Source organism: Streptomyces malaysiensis subsp. malaysiensis, from assembly GCF_040653035.1.
Taxonomy (GTDB): Bacteria; Actinomycetota; Actinomycetes; order Streptomycetales; family Streptomycetaceae; genus Streptomyces; species Streptomyces malaysiensis.
On record NZ_JBEZNG010000009.1, the window covers coordinates 195,387 to 210,062 of the forward strand.

The window sequence follows — 14,676 nt, forward strand, 5'->3', positions numbered from 1 at the left end:
TTTGGGAAAGGGATTACAACCCTCCCGGTGTTCTGGGAGTCTGCGGGGTGTCCGTGCGGTGGCCGTACGGGCCCGATATCGACCAGGGGTGGACAGAGGAATGAACGAGTCCGGTGCGAAACGGGCCGTGGGCGCGGCCGTCGCGGTGGTGGCGGCGCTGGGGCTGATGACCGGATGCGGCAGCGACTCCGGCGACGGCAAGGCCGATGGCGCCAAGCAGTCCGGCGGCGCCGAGCAGGGCGACAAGGCCGCCGCGAGCACCGCCCCGGCCGGGAAGCCGCTGTCCGAATCCGCCCTGGCGAAGGCCGCCCTGACCAACGGTGAGGTCAAGGGGCTCGAGGTCCAGAAGATGACGGACAAGGAGGTCGACGAGGGCGGTTCCGCCAAGTCCCAGAAGGCCCAATGCCAGCCGCTGGCCGCGCTGATGGGCACCCGGTACGACCCGGCGCCCGAGGCCAGCGTCCACCGCGCCTACGCCACCGACCTCACCAAGGCGCGGGTCGGCGGCACCGGCCTGATCCGGATCTCCTCCTACGGACCGGGCGACGCCGAGCGGACGGTGAAGGACCTGCGCGAGGCCGTGACCGCCTGCCAGGGCGGATTCCCGGCCGAGGACGGCTCGGGCGAGAAGGCGGACGTCAAGAAGGTGACATCGCTGGACGCGCCCAAGGCCGGGGATGAGGCGGTGGCCTTCAGCCTGCATGACGCGGGCAAGGAGAAGGCCGTCATCAAGTTCACGGTCGTGCGGACCGGGGCGCAGGTGACGGTCTTCTTCGGGGTGAACATCGCGGACCCCACGAAGTCCGAGATCCCGGCCGAGCTGGTGTCCGCGCAGGTGGCGAAGGTGGAGAAGGCGACGCGGGGCGCCGCGTCGTAGCGGAACGCGGGGGCCGCGTCGTAACGGAACGCGGAGCGCGGAGCGCGGTTATAGCGCGACGGGCGGGGAGGCCCTGGCGGCCTCTGCCCGGCGGCCCCCGCCCGACAACTCAGCCTCCGTTGGTGGCGGCCGCCTCCGCCGACGCCTGGGTGCTGCCGCGGGCCAGGATGCGGCGGAAGGTGTAGTCGGCCACATCGCGGCCGGCCTGGAGGGCGGCGGTGTCCGACGCCGTGACGGCCTTGCCCGACGCATAGCCGGAGATCGTGAAGTAGGCGTACCGCCCGATCGCGTTCGCCGAGCTCTGGCAGGCCGTACGGCGGCAGAAGGCCGGGATGTCCCCGCCCGAGAGCGAGGCGATATTGGGCTTGTACTGGTCCTTGGCCTTCTCGGCCGCCGCCTTGCCGTCGAAGACGGCGACGCCGACGGTCACCGCGACGCCGTCCCGGGAGAACGTGGCCCGGAGCAGCTTGCGGCATCCGTTGTTCACCAGGACCGAGCCGAGCGCCCCCTGGGTGGCGGCGGCACAGCTGGTCGTCGAGGCGGTCGCCGCCTTGGCGTAGGAGCGGTCGTCCTTCGCGGCGCTCTTCTCGGGGAAGAGTGTGGCCGGGCTCAGCGGCGCCTTGTCCCGCCGGGCGCTGGAGATGATGTCCAGCGGCTTCGGCGGCGCGGGCGGCGCCACATCGGAGAACGTGGGCTCTGGCGCCGCCGACTCGCTGGGGAGGTCCTGGGGCGTGGGCAGCCCGCCGGACGAGTCGCCGCCGCCGTTGTCCTTATGGCCGCTGCTGATCACGGCGGTGGCGACGATCGCGGCGACGGCGGCGGTGGCCAGCGCCCCGCCGCCGATGAAGAGCAGCTTGCGGCGGCGGTTGCGCGCGGCGGACCGGTCGGCGAGCGCCGACCAGTCCGGTGTCGACGGCTGGGGCGGCTGAGGCCCCCCGGGCCCGTAAGGCCCCCCTTGCCCATAGCTCATGGCGCGCATCTTAGACCGGCCGGGTGACGCTTTGGACCCACCGGCGGGACGCCGCGCACCGGGCACGGCCCGCGACCGGTCCGCGTCGGGAACCCCGTCCGCGGGGCGCGGGCGTTTTGACCCGGACCGCGCTCGGACGCGGTCGACGGACCCATCCGTGAGCGCGGGGGCGTTTTGACCCGCGTGGGGGCGGGCCGGTATTCTGCCAGTTCGTTATGCGTATTGGCTTGCTCGTTCTCACGTGAGAGGCCGTTACGCCGGTCCACCGGGCCGATGACCAGCGGCAGGCACTCGGATGCGTCACCGATGTGCGGCCAGGGCTGTCGTGATCGTCCGGGTGGCCTTGTCCGGACCTGTCCTCCCGGTCCTCGCGGACCCGGGGAGACTCCACTCACTGAAGAAGCGAAGGCTACGACCGTGCGTACGTACAGCCCCAAGCCCGGCGACGTCCAGCGTCAGTGGCACGTCATCGACGCCACCGACGTGGTTCTGGGCCGTCTGGCCTCTCAGGCCGCCACCCTTTTGCGGGGCAAGCACAAGCCGGTGTACGCACCTCATGTCGACGCTGGTGACTTCGTCATCATCATCAACGCCGACAAGGTGCACCTCTCCGGTAACAAGCGGACCCAGAAGATGGCGTACCGCCACTCCGGCTACCCGGGTGGCCTGCGCTCCATCCGCTACGACGAGCTGCTGGCGAAGAGCCCGGAGAAGGCCGTCGAGAAGGCCATCAAGGGCATGCTTCCCAAGAACACCCTGGGCCGTCAGATGCTCTCGAAGCTGAAGGTGTACTCGGGCGACCAGCACCCGCACGCCGCTCAGCAGCCGGTCCCGTTCGAGATCACCCAGGTCGCGCAGTAGTCCGGCCACCCCTTACGACGAAGAGAATCTGAGGAGCATCGTGGCCGAGACCACCGCCGAGACCCCTGTCGAGACCCCCGCCGAGGTTCCCCTCGACGTCGAGGAGTACACCACCGAGAGCGTCGAGACGGTCGAGTCGGAGTACACCTCCGAGTCGCTCGCCTCCCGCTTCGGTGACCCGCAGCCGGCCGCCGGCACCGGGCGCCGCAAGAACGCCGTGGCGCGCGTCCGCATCGTGCCGGGCAGCGGGCAGTGGAAGATCAATGGGCGTACGCTCGAGGAGTACTTCCCCAACAAGGTCCACCAGCAGGAAGTCAACGAGCCCTTCAAGGTGCTCGAGCTGGACGACCGCTACGACGTCATCGCCCGCATCTCGGGCGGCGGCGTCTCCGGTCAGGCCGGGGCGCTGCGCCTGGGCATCGCCCGCGCGCTGAACGAGGCGGACGTGGACAACAACCGCGGCCCCCTCAAGAAGGCCGGCTTCCTGACCCGTGACGACCGCGCCACCGAGCGTAAGAAGGCCGGTCTGAAGAAGGCCCGCAAGGCGCCGCAGTACAGCAAGCGCTGACGCCCATCGCGACACCGCTGCTTCACCCGAACGCCCCGGCGGCACCACCTGTGCCTCCGGGGCGTTCGGCTATCGCCACCGGGGGGCGTATACCTACAAGCAAACTTCAGCCCCCCAGCTCGTAACTTCGGAGGACACCAGTGGGACGACTCTTCGGTACGGATGGTGTGCGCGGCGTCGCGAACGCCGATCTGACGGCTGAGATGGCGCTTGGCCTGTCGGTAGCGGCGGCGCATGTGCTCGCCGAGGCGGGAACCTTCGAGGGCCATCGACCGGTGGCGGTGGTCGGGCGGGACCCGCGAGCGTCCGGGGAGTTCCTGGAAGCGGCCGTGGTGGCGGGGCTGGCCAGCGCCGGGGTGGATGTGCTGCGGGTCGGCGTGCTGCCCACGCCGGCCGTCGCGCATCTGACCGGGGCGCTGGACGCGGACCTCGGGGTGATGCTCTCCGCGAGCCACAACCCGATGCCCGACAACGGGATCAAGTTCTTCGCCCGCGGCGGCCACAAGCTGGCCGACGAGCTCGAGGACCGCATCGAGACCACGTACCGCGCCCACGCCTCCGGTGAGCCCTGGGACCGGCCGACCGGCACCGGGGTGGGCCGGGTCCGGGAGTACGACGAGGGCTTCGACACCTATGTGTCCCACCTGGTCGGTGCCCTCCCCAACCGGCTCGACGGCCTCAAGATCGTCATCGACGGGGCGCACGGCGCCGCCGCCCGGGTCTCCCCGGAGGCGTTCGCGCGGGCCGGGGCCGAGGTCGTGACGATCGGCACCGACCCGGACGGGGTCAACATCAACGACGGCTACGGCTCCACCCACCTCGCCCGGCTCCAGGCCGCCGTCGTGGAGCACCGGGCGGACCTCGGTGTCGCCCACGACGGGGACGCCGACCGCTGTCTCGCGGTGGACGCGACCGGCCGCGAGGTCGACGGCGACCAGATCCTCGCCGTCCTGGCCCTGGCCATGCGCGAGGCGGGCGAGCTGCGCAAGGGCACCGTGGTCGGCACCGTGATGTCCAACCTCGGCTTCAAGCTGGCCATGCGGCGGGAGGGCGTCGACCTGGTCCAGACGGCGGTCGGGGACCGCTACGTCCTGGAGGAGATGAAGACCCGCGGCTACGCGCTGGGCGGCGAGCAGTCCGGGCATGTGATCGTTCTCGACCACGCCACCACCGGTGACGGCACGCTCACCGGTCTGCTGCTGGCCGCCCGCGTGGCCGCGACCGGCCGTACCCTGGCCGACCTCGCGGCCGTCATGGAGCGCATGCCGCAGGTGCTGATCAACGTCCCCGACGTGGACAAGTCCCGCGTCGCCTCCAGCGCCGACCTGGCCGCGGCCGTCGCCGAGGCGGAGCGCGAGCTGGGCGAGACCGGCCGCGTCCTGCTCCGCCCCTCGGGCACCGAGCCGCTGGTCCGGGTCATGGTCGAGGCCGCCGACATCGAGCAGGCCCGCTCGGTGGCGGGCCGCCTGGCGGACGCGGTGAAGTCGGCCCTGGGCTGACGCTCCGCTCGGCCGATGGTGGTTCGCGGCGCCGCCGTGGCCGATCCGTCGACAGCCCGCGGCGCCATCGCGGCCGACCGCACTCACCCGGCGGAACCGCACAAAAATGCAGCCCCCGCGCCCCGACAGCGCGCCCGCCCTTCGACCCGGGGCGGACTTCCGCGGATCTGCTCAGCGGGCGGGGCGGGGCGGCCGTCATGTGGGTTCTGACCTGGTGGCCTTGGTGGGGCCGACCGGTCACGTGGGCTCTGGGCCAGCAGGTGGGGTGGGGCTGCCGCCGTCCCACTCGGTGGAGCCCGGGGGTGGCCGCCTCGCGCGGGCGGTGTCACCCCACGTCGGCCGGGTCAGGCCCCTGCGGGGGCCGCGGCCGGCCAGCCTCTCCAGGGGGCACCTCCCAGCGGTAGCTGGGGGAGCTTGAGGAGCGGGGTCCGGGGCGGAGCCCCGGCGGGGGGCCGGGGGCGGAGCCCCCGGGGGAGACCACCCGCCGCCCCCACAACACCTTCTGCGCCACCAGCGTCAACGTCCCCGCCACCACGATCCCCACCAGATTCAGCAGCAGCTGCTCCGTCGACCCCCACATCTGGTCGATCTCCCCGTACCCGAGCGCCACCGCCGCGTTGGCCGCCGCAGGCACCGTGGTCACCGAGATCGCCACGCCCACCAGCGCACCGGACTTCGCCGAGGTCAGCGAGAGCGTTCCCGCGATGCCCGCGAGCACGGCGACCACGAACGAGAACATGTCCGGCTTCCAGATGAAGTCCGTGTTCGGCCGGGCGCGCTCCAGCATGTCCCGATCGAAGAGCCCCACGGCGTCCATGACGATGCTGAAGCCGGTGGTCAGCGCCATCGCCGCCGCGAACCCGACCAGCAGCGCGATCGCCGAGCGGGCGGCCAGCCGCGGCGCCCGCCGCACCAGCGCGGTGCACAGCCCCGCCAGCGGCCCGAACTCCGGCCCGACCGCCATCGCACCGACGATCAGGATCGCGTTGTCCAGCACCACACCGCATGCCGCGATCATCGTCGCGATGACGAGGAAGGCGAGATAGGTCACCGAGAGCGTGGACTCCTCGTGGGTGGCGTCCGCCAGGTGCTCCCACAGGACCGCGTCCGCGCCCTCGCCGGGCGCCTCCTCCTCCGCCTGGTCGGCGCGCTTGGACAGCGACAGGTCGATGCTCTCCACCGCGATCGAACCGGCCTCGTCAAGGCCCAGTTCACGCAGGTCGCCCAGCAGGGCGTCCCCGGCCTCGCGCGCCACGTCGCACATGACGACGTCCCCCGCGGGTTCGCGGGCGGCGCCCGGCAGCACCACCAGATGGGTGGTGCCGACCGTCTCCTCGATCGTGCGCACCACGCCCTCGGTGCGGTCGGCGGGGACGATCAGCCTCAAATGCAGCATGGTCCGACGCTCCTCACAGCTTGCGCAGGGACAGCCGCTGCACCTTGTGGTCCGGCCCCTTGCGCAGCACCAGCGTGGCCCGGCCGCGCGTGGGCTGGACGTTCTGCTGGAGGTTGGGCTTGTTGATGGTCCGCCAGATCATCCGGCCGTAGTCCAGCGCTTCCTCCTCGGAGACCTGGGTGTACTTGCGGAAGTACGAGGAGGGGTCCTGGAAGGCCGTCTCCCGCAGCTTCTTGAAGCGGCCCAGGTACCAGCGTTCGATGTCCTCGGTACGGGCGTCCACGTACACGCTGAAGTCGAAGAAGTCCGCGAGCCCCACCCGGGTCAGCCCGTCCTTCCCGGGCAGCGCGGGCTGGAGCACATTGAGCCCCTCGACGATGAGGATGTCGGGGCGGTGCACGGTCAGCCGCTCGTCCGGCACGATGTCGTAGATCAGGTGGGAGTAGACCGGCGCCGAAACCTCCGCCCGGCCCGCCTTCACATCGGAGACGAAACGGGTCAGCGCCCTGCGGTCGTAGCTCTCCGGGAACCCCTTGCGGGACATCAGCCCGCGGCGCTGGAGCTCGGCGTTGGGGTACAGAAAGCCGTCGGTGGTGATGAGCTCCACCCGTGGATGCTCGGGCCAGCGGGCCAGCAGCGCCTGGAGCAGCCGGGCGGTGGTCGACTTGCCGACCGCGACGCTGCCCGCCACGCCGATCACGAAGGGCGTACCGGGCTGGGCGCCGTTGCCCCGCTTCGTATCGCCGAGGAAGGTGTTGAGCGCGCCGCGCAGATTGCCGGTGGCGGCCACATAGAGGTTGAGCAGCCGGGACAGCGGCAGATAGACGTCACGTACCTCATCGAGGTCGATGACATCGCCGAGTCCACGCAGCTTCTCGACCTCCTCGGCGGTCAGCGGCAGCGGGGTCTTGTCCCGCAGCGCGCTCCACTCGGCGCGCGACAGGTCCACATACGGAGTAGCCTCGCCGCCCCGCCGGTGCGGGCCGCGCACGGTGCGCGCATCGCGCGCGGTTGACGTGATCACCCCCTCATTGTCATGGCAGGGACCGGCCGAGTGAGCGGTCCCCCGGCGTGGGGTCGGTCACCCCGGGCCGGGGGCCGGGGCCGTACGCTGCGTCCATGTGCGGAATCGTTGGTTATGTGGGAGGGCAGTCGGCCCTCGATGTGGTCCTGGCCGGGCTCAAGCGGCTCGAGTACCGCGGCTATGACTCGGCGGGCGTCGCCGTGCTGGCCGACGGCGGGCTCGCGGCCGCGAAGAAGGCGGGCAAGCTGGGCAACCTGGAGAAGGAGCTGGCCGACCGCCCGCTGCCCACCGGGGGCACCGGCATCGGCCACACCCGGTGGGCCACCCACGGCGGCCCGACCGACGCCAACGCCCATCCGCACCTGGACAACGCGGGCCGGGTCTCGGTCGTCCACAACGGCATCATCGAGAACTTCGCCGCGCTCCGCGCCGAGCTGGCCGAGCGCGGCCATGAGCTGGCCTCCGAGACCGACACCGAGGTCGTGGCGCATCTGCTCGCCGAGTCGTTCTCCTCCTGCGGCGACCTCGCCGAGTCGATGCGCCAGGTGTGCCGCCGGCTGGAGGGCGCCTTCACGCTGGTCGCGGTGCACGCGGACGCGCCCGATGTGGTGGTCGGGGCGCGCCGCAACTCGCCGCTGGTCGTCGGCGTCGGCGAGGACGAGGCGTTCCTCGCCTCCGATGTGGCCGCCTTCATCGCCCACACCCGCGAGGCCATCGAGCTGGGCCAGGACCAGGTCGTGGAGGCCCGCCGGGACGGTGTGACCGTCACCGACTTCGAGGGGGCGCCGGCCGAGGTCCGCCCATACCACGTGGACTGGGACGCCTCCGCCGCCGAGAAGGGCGGCTACGACTACTTCATGCTCAAGGAGATCGCCGAGCAGCCGAAGGCCGTCGCGGACACCCTGCTCGGCCGGATCGACCTGGCCGGGAACCTCTGCCTGGACGAGGTGCGCATCCCGGCCTCGGTGCTGCGCGAGGTCAGCAAGGTGGTGATCGTGGCGTGCGGCACCGCGTACCACGCGGGCATGATCGCCAAGTACGCCATCGAGCACTGGACCCGGATCCCCTGCGAGACGGAGCTGGCCAGCGAGTTCCGCTACCGCGATCCCATCCTCGACCAGCGCACCCTCGTCATCGCCATCTCCCAGTCCGGCGAGACCATGGACACCCTGATGGCGCTGCGGCACGCGCGGGAGCAGGGCGCGAAGGTGCTGGCCATCTGCAATACGAACGGCTCCACGATTCCGCGCGAGTCGGACGCGGTGCTCTACACCCATGCCGGGCCCGAGGTCGCGGTCGCCTCCACCAAGGCGTTCCTCACCCAGCTGGTGGCCTGCTACCTCGTCGCGCTCTACCTGGGCCAGGTGCGCGGCACCAAGTGGGGCGACGAGATTCTGTCCGTCATCCGCGAGCTGTCCGAGATCGCGACCCAGGTGGACGAGGTCCTGGAGACCATGGAGCCGGTGCGGGAGCTGGCCCGGACCCTTGCCGACAAGAACACCGTGCTGTTCCTGGGGCGGCATGTGGGATTCCCCGTCGCTCTCGAAGGCGCGCTCAAGCTCAAGGAGCTCGCCTACATGCACGCCGAGGGCTTCGCGGCCGGCGAGCTCAAGCACGGGCCGATCGCGCTGATCGAGCAGGATGTGCCGGTCGTGGTGGTCGTGCCGTCGCCGCGCGGGCGGTCGGTCCTCCACGACAAGATCGTCTCCAATATCCAGGAGATCCGGGCCCGGGGCGCCCGCACCATCGTGATCGCCGAGCGCGGCGACGAGACGGTGGCCCCGTACGCCGATCACCTGATCGAGATCCCCGCCACGCCTACGTTGCTTCAGCCGCTGGTCGCGACCGTGCCGTTGCAGGTCTTCGCGTGCGAGCTGGCGACGGCGCGCGGCAATGAGGTCGACCAGCCGAGGAACCTGGCCAAGTCGGTGACGGTCGAGTGACCGCTGGGCCCGGTCGGACCCGTCGAGTGCCGAGTCGCGCGATGCGTCGAGTGCTGCGTCGTGCGCTGGGTCGAGTGCCGGGTCGCGCGCCGCGTCGAGTGACGCCGTGATCATCGGCGTCGGTATCGACGTCGCCGAGATCGACCGCTTCGACGACGCGATGCGGCGCACCCCCGGGATGGCGGACCGGCTGTTCGTCGACCGCGAGCTGTGGCTGCCGAGCGGGGAGCGCCGCGGTATGGCCTCCCTCGCCGCCCGCTTCGCGGCCAAGGAGGCCCTGGCCAAGTCCCTGGGCGCCCCCGGCGGCCTCCGCTGGACGGACGCCGAGATCCTCACCGAACCCAGCGGCCGCCCCCGCCTCTCGGTCCGCGGCACGGTCGCCGTGTGCGCGGACCGGCTGGGGGTGCGGGGGCTGCACGTCTCCCTGAGCCATGACGCGGGGGTCGCGTCGGCGCTGGTGATCGCGGAGGGGTGAGGGCGGGCGGGTGCGGGTGCGGGGGCTCCGCCCCCACCCCCCCGCCGGGGCTCCGCCCCGGGCCCCGCGCGGTCGCTCCGGTGACGGGCGCGGGTGCGTGGGCGGTGGGCCGGGTGCGTGGGTGGTGCCGGTGCGCTTGCTGGTGCGGGTGCGTCGTGGTTGCTGTGGTGCGCCTGTTGTTCGTGGTGGGTGCCGGGGGCGGGGCCTCCGGTGCGGCGCCCTGGACCGCACATTTACGTCGCCGACGAACGAAGATCGTTGAGTTGGTCGGAGATTGGCGCCACAAATATGCGTGAGCGTCCAGGACACCACCCCTCCGACCCCACCCCCTCCCGCCGCGTCGGCGACCACCCGCCCGGTGGCACAGAACCCAGCCAGGTCCCCGGCCCGCCCGGTGGCGCGGGCGGCCGATCAGCGTGCATGCCTATGTCATCGCCTGGCCAGGCACCTCGGCCACGCCCCGGTGGACGGCCCACGCCCCTGCGGCTGCGGCCATCGCTTCGAGCCAGGTGGCCTCGGGGTGCCGGTCGGCGCGCGATCGGTGCATGCGTCGGGTGGCGGCGGCGAACGCGTCGATCGCGATGGAGTCCGCGTCCGCCCATGCTCTGCACCCGGCCGCCCACGCCTCAGCCGCCTCGGGGGTGTGCCCGGCGGCGATGAGCTGAACAACAAGGCATGCGGGGTCGATGAACCCGGCTCCTCGGGTCGGCCAGGACCAGTCCACGATCCATCGGCCGCGCTCCCCGAGGATCAGGTTGCTGGGGTTGATGTCGGTGTGGAGCAGCGCGTCACCCCGGAACAGTTCAGCTTCGGTCTCATCAACCGCGAACCGGTCCCAGCGGCTCTCCGGCCAGTCCCGGGCGATATCCGGGATGGGCAGGTCACCGAGTCGGTCAACGAGGTCGACCACTCCTGGCAGATCGGGCGAGGCAGGGGTGAAGTCCGACCGGCGGGCGTCCACGACGTCGAATCCCAGGGCGAGCCATTCGTCGTCGTCCGCGTGCCAGAGCAGGGTGGGGGAAATCGGCTGCACGGCCGGGTTGATGAGCCTTTCCCGGATGAGTGAGGCACGCCGTCCCCCAGGACGGTTACGCATGGCCTTGACGAAGAAGGGACCCTTCTCGCACTCGATGATGGCTGTCAGATCAGAGCCGAACCCCCGTGCGGTGGGCTGCGCTTGGGACAGGACTCCCGTGTGCGGCTGAATCAGTGCCCAGAAACCGGGTCCTGGCAGTTCACGGTTCATCGCCTTCAGTTCCTTGGGCCGCATTCGCTCGGCCATGGCGGGACTGCCGAGGATAGTGGCCAGTGGGGTGCTTCGAACGTTCCCGACGTCCAGCAGGTTGGCGGAGAACACACACGGGGACACACGCCCATCCGGACCGACGGCAGCTCGGCCGATGCCGCACCGGCCGCACAATCCGGAGATTTCTGGGGCGCGCCCCTGCGCTCCCCGCCCGAAGGGACGGATTTGATCTACGTTGATACGCCTCACCCCGAGGGCTTCAAGCTCCCGTCGCGGCTTTGATGGCTCCCGACTCGCGGAGGAGCTCGGCGCCTCCAGCTGGGTCGGCTCGACCTCGCTGAGCAGGTACTTCAGAGCGCCCTTCGACAGGGTGCCCTGGCAGAGGGTCAGTCCTTTCGGCGCCGAGGTGCCGTGCTCGCGAATCTGGCCGCCATCGGCGTCAAGCGCAAGGACCCGGAGCAGGCTGTCGTCTACGCCCGCAAGGCGATCCACCTGGCGCGGGAATCCTCCTCCGGTTACGTCGCTCGTAGACTCCAGGCCCTGCGTATGGACTTCGGCTCCCTCGCTCGCGATGTGCGGGTTGCCGAGTTGGATGCCGAGATCAAGGCACTGAGCGTGAACTGACGAAAGGAGCAGGGATGTCGCGGACCGAGGGTGCCCGGCTGTTCCGGGAGGCGTGGATCGCGGGGGTGCGGCGGCACTTTCCCGGGGAACCCAAGCCGGGTTATGTGACCCCCTGGGAGGAGACCCCGGAGTGGGAGCGTACGGCTGCCGGAGCGGTGTACGAGCAGGTGCGGCAGTTCCTGGAGCTGAGCGAGGGGCGTTTCGTCGCGACGTGCTGGATCGCGCAGATGTACCGGCACTTCGAGGACCCGAAGCCCGGGTACGTCGCCGACTGGGCGGATCTTCCCGGCTGGCAGCAGGAGACGGACTCGGACATCTTCGAAGCGATCGAGAAGGACGTCAGCTGACGCGCCTCCTCGCGTCTGCCTTACGGTCGTCCAACAGTCCGCCCGTATCCGCGAGGTCGCACGAGGAGGGTGTTCATGAGCGGGACGATCGCCGTCGAGCGCATGGATGGCGCTGCTGCGGCCCAGGCCGAGGACGCGTTCACTCTGGTCTATGCCGAGGCGTTCGCCGAACCGCTATACGACAAGACCCCGGAGTCGATCGACGCGAACTTCCGGCGGTTCCGCTCGCAGGTCCGTAAGAAGACCTTCTCGGCCGCACTCGCCCGCACGGGTGACGGTGAGCCGGTCGGCATCGCCTATGGCTATCCGCTGAGCCCGAGCACCGGCTGGTGGGACCGGCTCATCACGCCCGTGGACGACGAGCTGCGCCGCGAGGACGGGCGGCGGACGTTCGGGCTGATGGAGCTCGCCGTACGGGCCCCGTGGCGCCGTCTGGGGGTGGCGCGCCGGATGCATGAAGCGGTGCTCGCCGACACCACGGCGGAGCGCGTACTGCTGAACGCACGGCCGGATGTCAAGGCCGCGCAGGCCGCGTACCGGTCGTGGGGATATCGCAAGGTGGGGGAGGCACACCCGTGGGAGGGCGCGGTGCTGCATGACGTGATGGTGCTCGACCTACGCGGATCGGGCGGGTAGCCGCGAGACGGAGAGGCCCCGGTCGAGCGGGATCTGGGCCAGGGTTGGGCGTTGCCAATGAGGCGCAGTGCCCGCCACCGGGCGGGCCGGGGACCTCGCCGGGCTCTGTGCCACCGGCGGGGAGCCGCCGACGCGGCGGGAGGGGGCGGGGTCGGAGGGGTGGTGTCCTGGACGCTCACGCATATTTGTGGCGCCAATCTCCGACCAACTCAACGATCTTCGTTCGTCGGCGACGTAAATGTGCGGTCCAGGGCGCCGCCCCGGAGGCCCCGCCCCCGGCACCCACCACGAACAGCGGGCGCACCCCCACGCACCCGCACAAGCAACACGCACCCGCACCGCCCACGCACCCGGCGCAACCACCCACGCACCGGCACCCGCACAAGCAGCCCGCACCCAGCGGAACCCTCAGGCCAGTACGTCCCGCCACGTGTCCGTCAGCGCCGTCGACACGTCGTACGCCGCGATGGGCGCGCCATGCGGCGCCGTGGTGCGGCGGGCGGCCAGGCCGTGGAGGTAGGCGCCGGTCGAGGCCGCGTCGCGGGCAGGGAGGCCCGTGGCGAGGAGGGAGCCGATCAGCCCGGACAGCACATCGCCGCTGCCCGCCGTGGCCAGCCAGCCGACGCCGGTGGGGTTGACGCGCACCGGCTGGTGCTCGGCGGCGACCAGCGTGGTCGACCCCTTCAGCAGTACGGTCGCGCCGTAGCGCTCGGCCAGCGCCCGGACGGCGGCGAGCCGGCCCGCCTCGACCTCCTCGCGGCTCACTCCGAGCAGCGCCGCCGCCTCGCCCGCATGCGGGGTGAGGACCGTCGCCGCCTCGCGTTTACGCAGGTCACTCCCGGCCGGCAGCAGGTGGAGCCCGTCGGCGTCGACCAGGACCGGGACATCGGAGGCGAGGACGTCCTCCAGGGAGTGCTTGGCCGCCGCGCCGTCGCCGAGGCCCGGGCCGACGACCCACGACTGGACGCGGCCCGCCTTGGCCGGGGGCCCGGAGTGGACGAGGGTCTCGGGGAAGCGTGCGATGACCGTGTCGGCGGCGGGGCCGACGTAACGCACCGCGCCCGCACCGCCCCGCAGCGCGCCCGAGACGGCCAGTACGGCCGCTCCCGGGTAGCGGGCGGAGCCCGCGACGACGCCCACCACGCCCCGCCGGTACTTGTCGCTCTCCGCGGAGGGCCGGGGCAGCAGCGCGGCCACGTCCTCGTGCTGGAGCGCCTCCAGGTCGGGGTCGGCCGGAAGGTGGGCGTCCAGGCCGATGTCGATCAGCCGCAGGGCGCCCGCGTGGGTGTGGGCCGGGTCGATGAGCAGCCCCGGCTTGTACGTGCCGAAGGTGATCGTGGCGTCCGCGCGCACGGCGGAGCCGCGTACCTCGCCGGTGTCGGCGTCGACCCCGCTGGGCAGGTCCACGGCGACGAGGATGCCGCGCACCGCCCGGACCAGCCGCTCCGCGTCGGGCCGCAGTCCGCCCTTGCCGCCGATGCCGACGATTCCGTCGATGACGAGGTCGGCGCGGGCCACGGCCGCTTCGGCGTCACCGTTCGCCTCGCTTCCGCCGTCCGTCAGGCCGCGGTCCGCCGCCGCGCTGCCTGAGGCCACGCCACCAGCCGCCTGCCCGCCGCCTGCCGCCTGCCCGCCGCTTGGCGCTGCGCCGCCTGCTGCCGCTGCGCTGCCTGCTGCCGTGCCGCCCGCCGCCATCCTGCCGGAACCCGCCGCCGCGCCCCCGGCCGTCGCCGCGCCCCCGGCCGTCGCCGCGCCCCCGGCCGTCGCCGGGCCACGGCCAGCCATCGGTCCGCCGCTCGCCGCCGCCCCGCCGCTCGCCGCCGCGCCGCCGCCACCGGCGGCCCCGGCACCGGCGGCCCCGCCGCCAACGGTGGCCACTCGCCCGCCCGCCGCCCGCAAGGCGGCGAGGCCGCCCCCGTGCGCCCGGTCGGGGTTGAGCAGCACCGCCGTCACCCCGGCGCCGCGCCGGGCCAGCCGGGCGCCCGCGTAGAGCGCGTCGCCGCCGTTGTCGCCGCTGCCGACGAGCAGGGCGACCCGGGAGCCGTACACCCGGCCCAGCAGATCGGCGCACGCGGCCGCGAGTCCCGCCGCCGCGCGCTGCATGAGCGCTCCTTGGGGCAGCCGTGCCATGAGTTCGCGCTCGGCGGCCCGTACGGTCTCGACGCTGTAGGCAATCCTCATGCCCATAGTCTCCCGAACGGAGGGCACTC

At 72.1% G+C, this 14,676-nt stretch carries 14 protein-coding genes and 1 pseudogene; 9 read left to right on the plus strand and 6 right to left on the minus strand.

Annotated elements, in window-relative coordinates; all coding sequences use genetic code 11:
* Positions 1 to 100 precede the first annotated feature (100 nt).
* Complete coding sequence (locus tag AB0E24_RS20600; protein ID WP_069865178.1) at positions 101 to 877, plus strand: hypothetical protein; 777 nt, start codon at positions 101 to 103, stop codon at positions 875 to 877.
* Positions 878 to 986: 109 nt separating this feature from the next.
* Here AB0E24_RS20600 and AB0E24_RS20605 read toward each other — a convergent pair whose 3' ends face one another.
* Entirely contained in the window at positions 987 to 1,847 is an 861-nt protein-coding gene (locus AB0E24_RS20605; protein ID WP_069865176.1) for a hypothetical protein, read from the minus strand.
* Positions 1,848 to 2,264: 417 nt separating this feature from the next.
* Between AB0E24_RS20605 and rplM the strand changes: the two genes are divergently transcribed.
* The 3 genes from rplM to glmM all read left to right on the plus strand — a co-directional run bounded on the left by rplM (position 2,265) and on the right by glmM (position 4,775).
* On the plus strand, positions 2,265 to 2,708 hold the full coding sequence (gene rplM, locus AB0E24_RS20610; protein WP_069865174.1) for a 50S ribosomal protein L13: 444 nt from the start codon (positions 2,265 to 2,267) through the stop codon (positions 2,706 to 2,708).
* Between the two features lie 40 nt (positions 2,709 to 2,748).
* The gene (gene rpsI / locus AB0E24_RS20615) at positions 2,749 to 3,276 is read left to right on the plus strand and encodes a 30S ribosomal protein S9 (protein ID WP_069865172.1); all 528 of its coding nucleotides are present in this window, start codon (positions 2,749 to 2,751) and stop codon (positions 3,274 to 3,276) included.
* A gap of 140 nt (positions 3,277 to 3,416) precedes the next feature.
* Entirely contained in the window at positions 3,417 to 4,775 is a 1,359-nt protein-coding gene (gene glmM / locus AB0E24_RS20620; RefSeq protein WP_093705773.1) for a phosphoglucosamine mutase, read from the plus strand.
* A gap of 325 nt (positions 4,776 to 5,100) precedes the next feature.
* Here glmM and AB0E24_RS20625 read toward each other — a convergent pair whose 3' ends face one another.
* A complete protein-coding gene (locus tag AB0E24_RS20625; protein WP_359378738.1) occupies positions 5,101 to 6,171 on the minus strand; it encodes a DUF389 domain-containing protein in 1,071 nt (356 codons plus the stop codon).
* Positions 6,172 to 6,184: 13 nt separating this feature from the next.
* Positions 6,185 to 7,162, minus strand: a complete 978-nt coding sequence (coaA, locus tag AB0E24_RS20630) for a type I pantothenate kinase (protein ID WP_069865638.1) — start codon at positions 7,160 to 7,162, stop codon at positions 6,185 to 6,187.
* Positions 7,163 to 7,290: 128 nt separating this feature from the next.
* On the opposite strand from coaA, the gene glmS reads away from it, so the two are divergent.
* Both glmS and AB0E24_RS20640 read left to right on the plus strand, forming a co-directional pair.
* The gene (gene glmS, locus AB0E24_RS20635; protein WP_079258581.1) at positions 7,291 to 9,138 is read left to right on the plus strand and encodes a glutamine--fructose-6-phosphate transaminase (isomerizing); all 1,848 of its coding nucleotides are present in this window, start codon (positions 7,291 to 7,293) and stop codon (positions 9,136 to 9,138) included.
* Positions 9,139 to 9,244: 106 nt separating this feature from the next.
* The gene (locus AB0E24_RS20640; protein ID WP_251772859.1) at positions 9,245 to 9,613 is read left to right on the plus strand and encodes a holo-ACP synthase; all 369 of its coding nucleotides are present in this window, start codon (positions 9,245 to 9,247) and stop codon (positions 9,611 to 9,613) included.
* A gap of 424 nt (positions 9,614 to 10,037) precedes the next feature.
* Here AB0E24_RS20640 and AB0E24_RS20645 read toward each other — a convergent pair whose 3' ends face one another.
* Together AB0E24_RS20645 and AB0E24_RS20650 are read right to left on the minus strand one after the other, a co-directional pair.
* Positions 10,038 to 10,646: a protein kinase family protein gene (locus AB0E24_RS20645; RefSeq protein WP_309145625.1), complete on the minus strand. Its 609-nt coding sequence runs from the start codon at positions 10,644 to 10,646 to the stop codon at positions 10,038 to 10,040.
* A gap of 243 nt (positions 10,647 to 10,889) precedes the next feature.
* A pseudogene (locus AB0E24_RS20650) lies at positions 10,890 to 11,351 on the minus strand (SPASM domain-containing protein); the annotation flags it as partial.
* On the opposite strand from AB0E24_RS20650, the gene AB0E24_RS20655 reads away from it, so the two are divergent.
* The 3 genes from AB0E24_RS20655 (at position 11,271) to AB0E24_RS20665 (ending at position 12,466) form a co-directional block, all read left to right on the plus strand.
* Positions 11,271 to 11,483, plus strand: coding sequence for a hypothetical protein (locus AB0E24_RS20655; protein ID WP_359378922.1), 213 nt, complete (start codon positions 11,271 to 11,273; stop codon positions 11,481 to 11,483). The pseudogene AB0E24_RS20650 and the gene AB0E24_RS20655 sit on opposite strands and share 81 nt — an antisense overlap.
* 14 nt (positions 11,484 to 11,497) lie before the next feature.
* Complete coding sequence (locus AB0E24_RS20660) at positions 11,498 to 11,830, plus strand: hypothetical protein (protein ID WP_359378743.1); 333 nt, start codon at positions 11,498 to 11,500, stop codon at positions 11,828 to 11,830.
* A 75-nt stretch (positions 11,831 to 11,905) separates the two neighbouring features.
* A complete protein-coding gene (locus AB0E24_RS20665; protein ID WP_359378746.1) occupies positions 11,906 to 12,466 on the plus strand; it encodes a GNAT family N-acetyltransferase in 561 nt (186 codons plus the stop codon).
* Positions 12,467 to 12,874: 408 nt separating this feature from the next.
* On the opposite strand, the gene AB0E24_RS20670 is transcribed toward AB0E24_RS20665, so the two are convergent.
* Positions 12,875 to 14,647, minus strand: coding sequence for an NAD(P)H-hydrate dehydratase (locus AB0E24_RS20670; protein ID WP_359378749.1), 1,773 nt, complete (start codon positions 14,645 to 14,647; stop codon positions 12,875 to 12,877).
* Positions 14,648 to 14,676 lie beyond the last annotated feature (29 nt).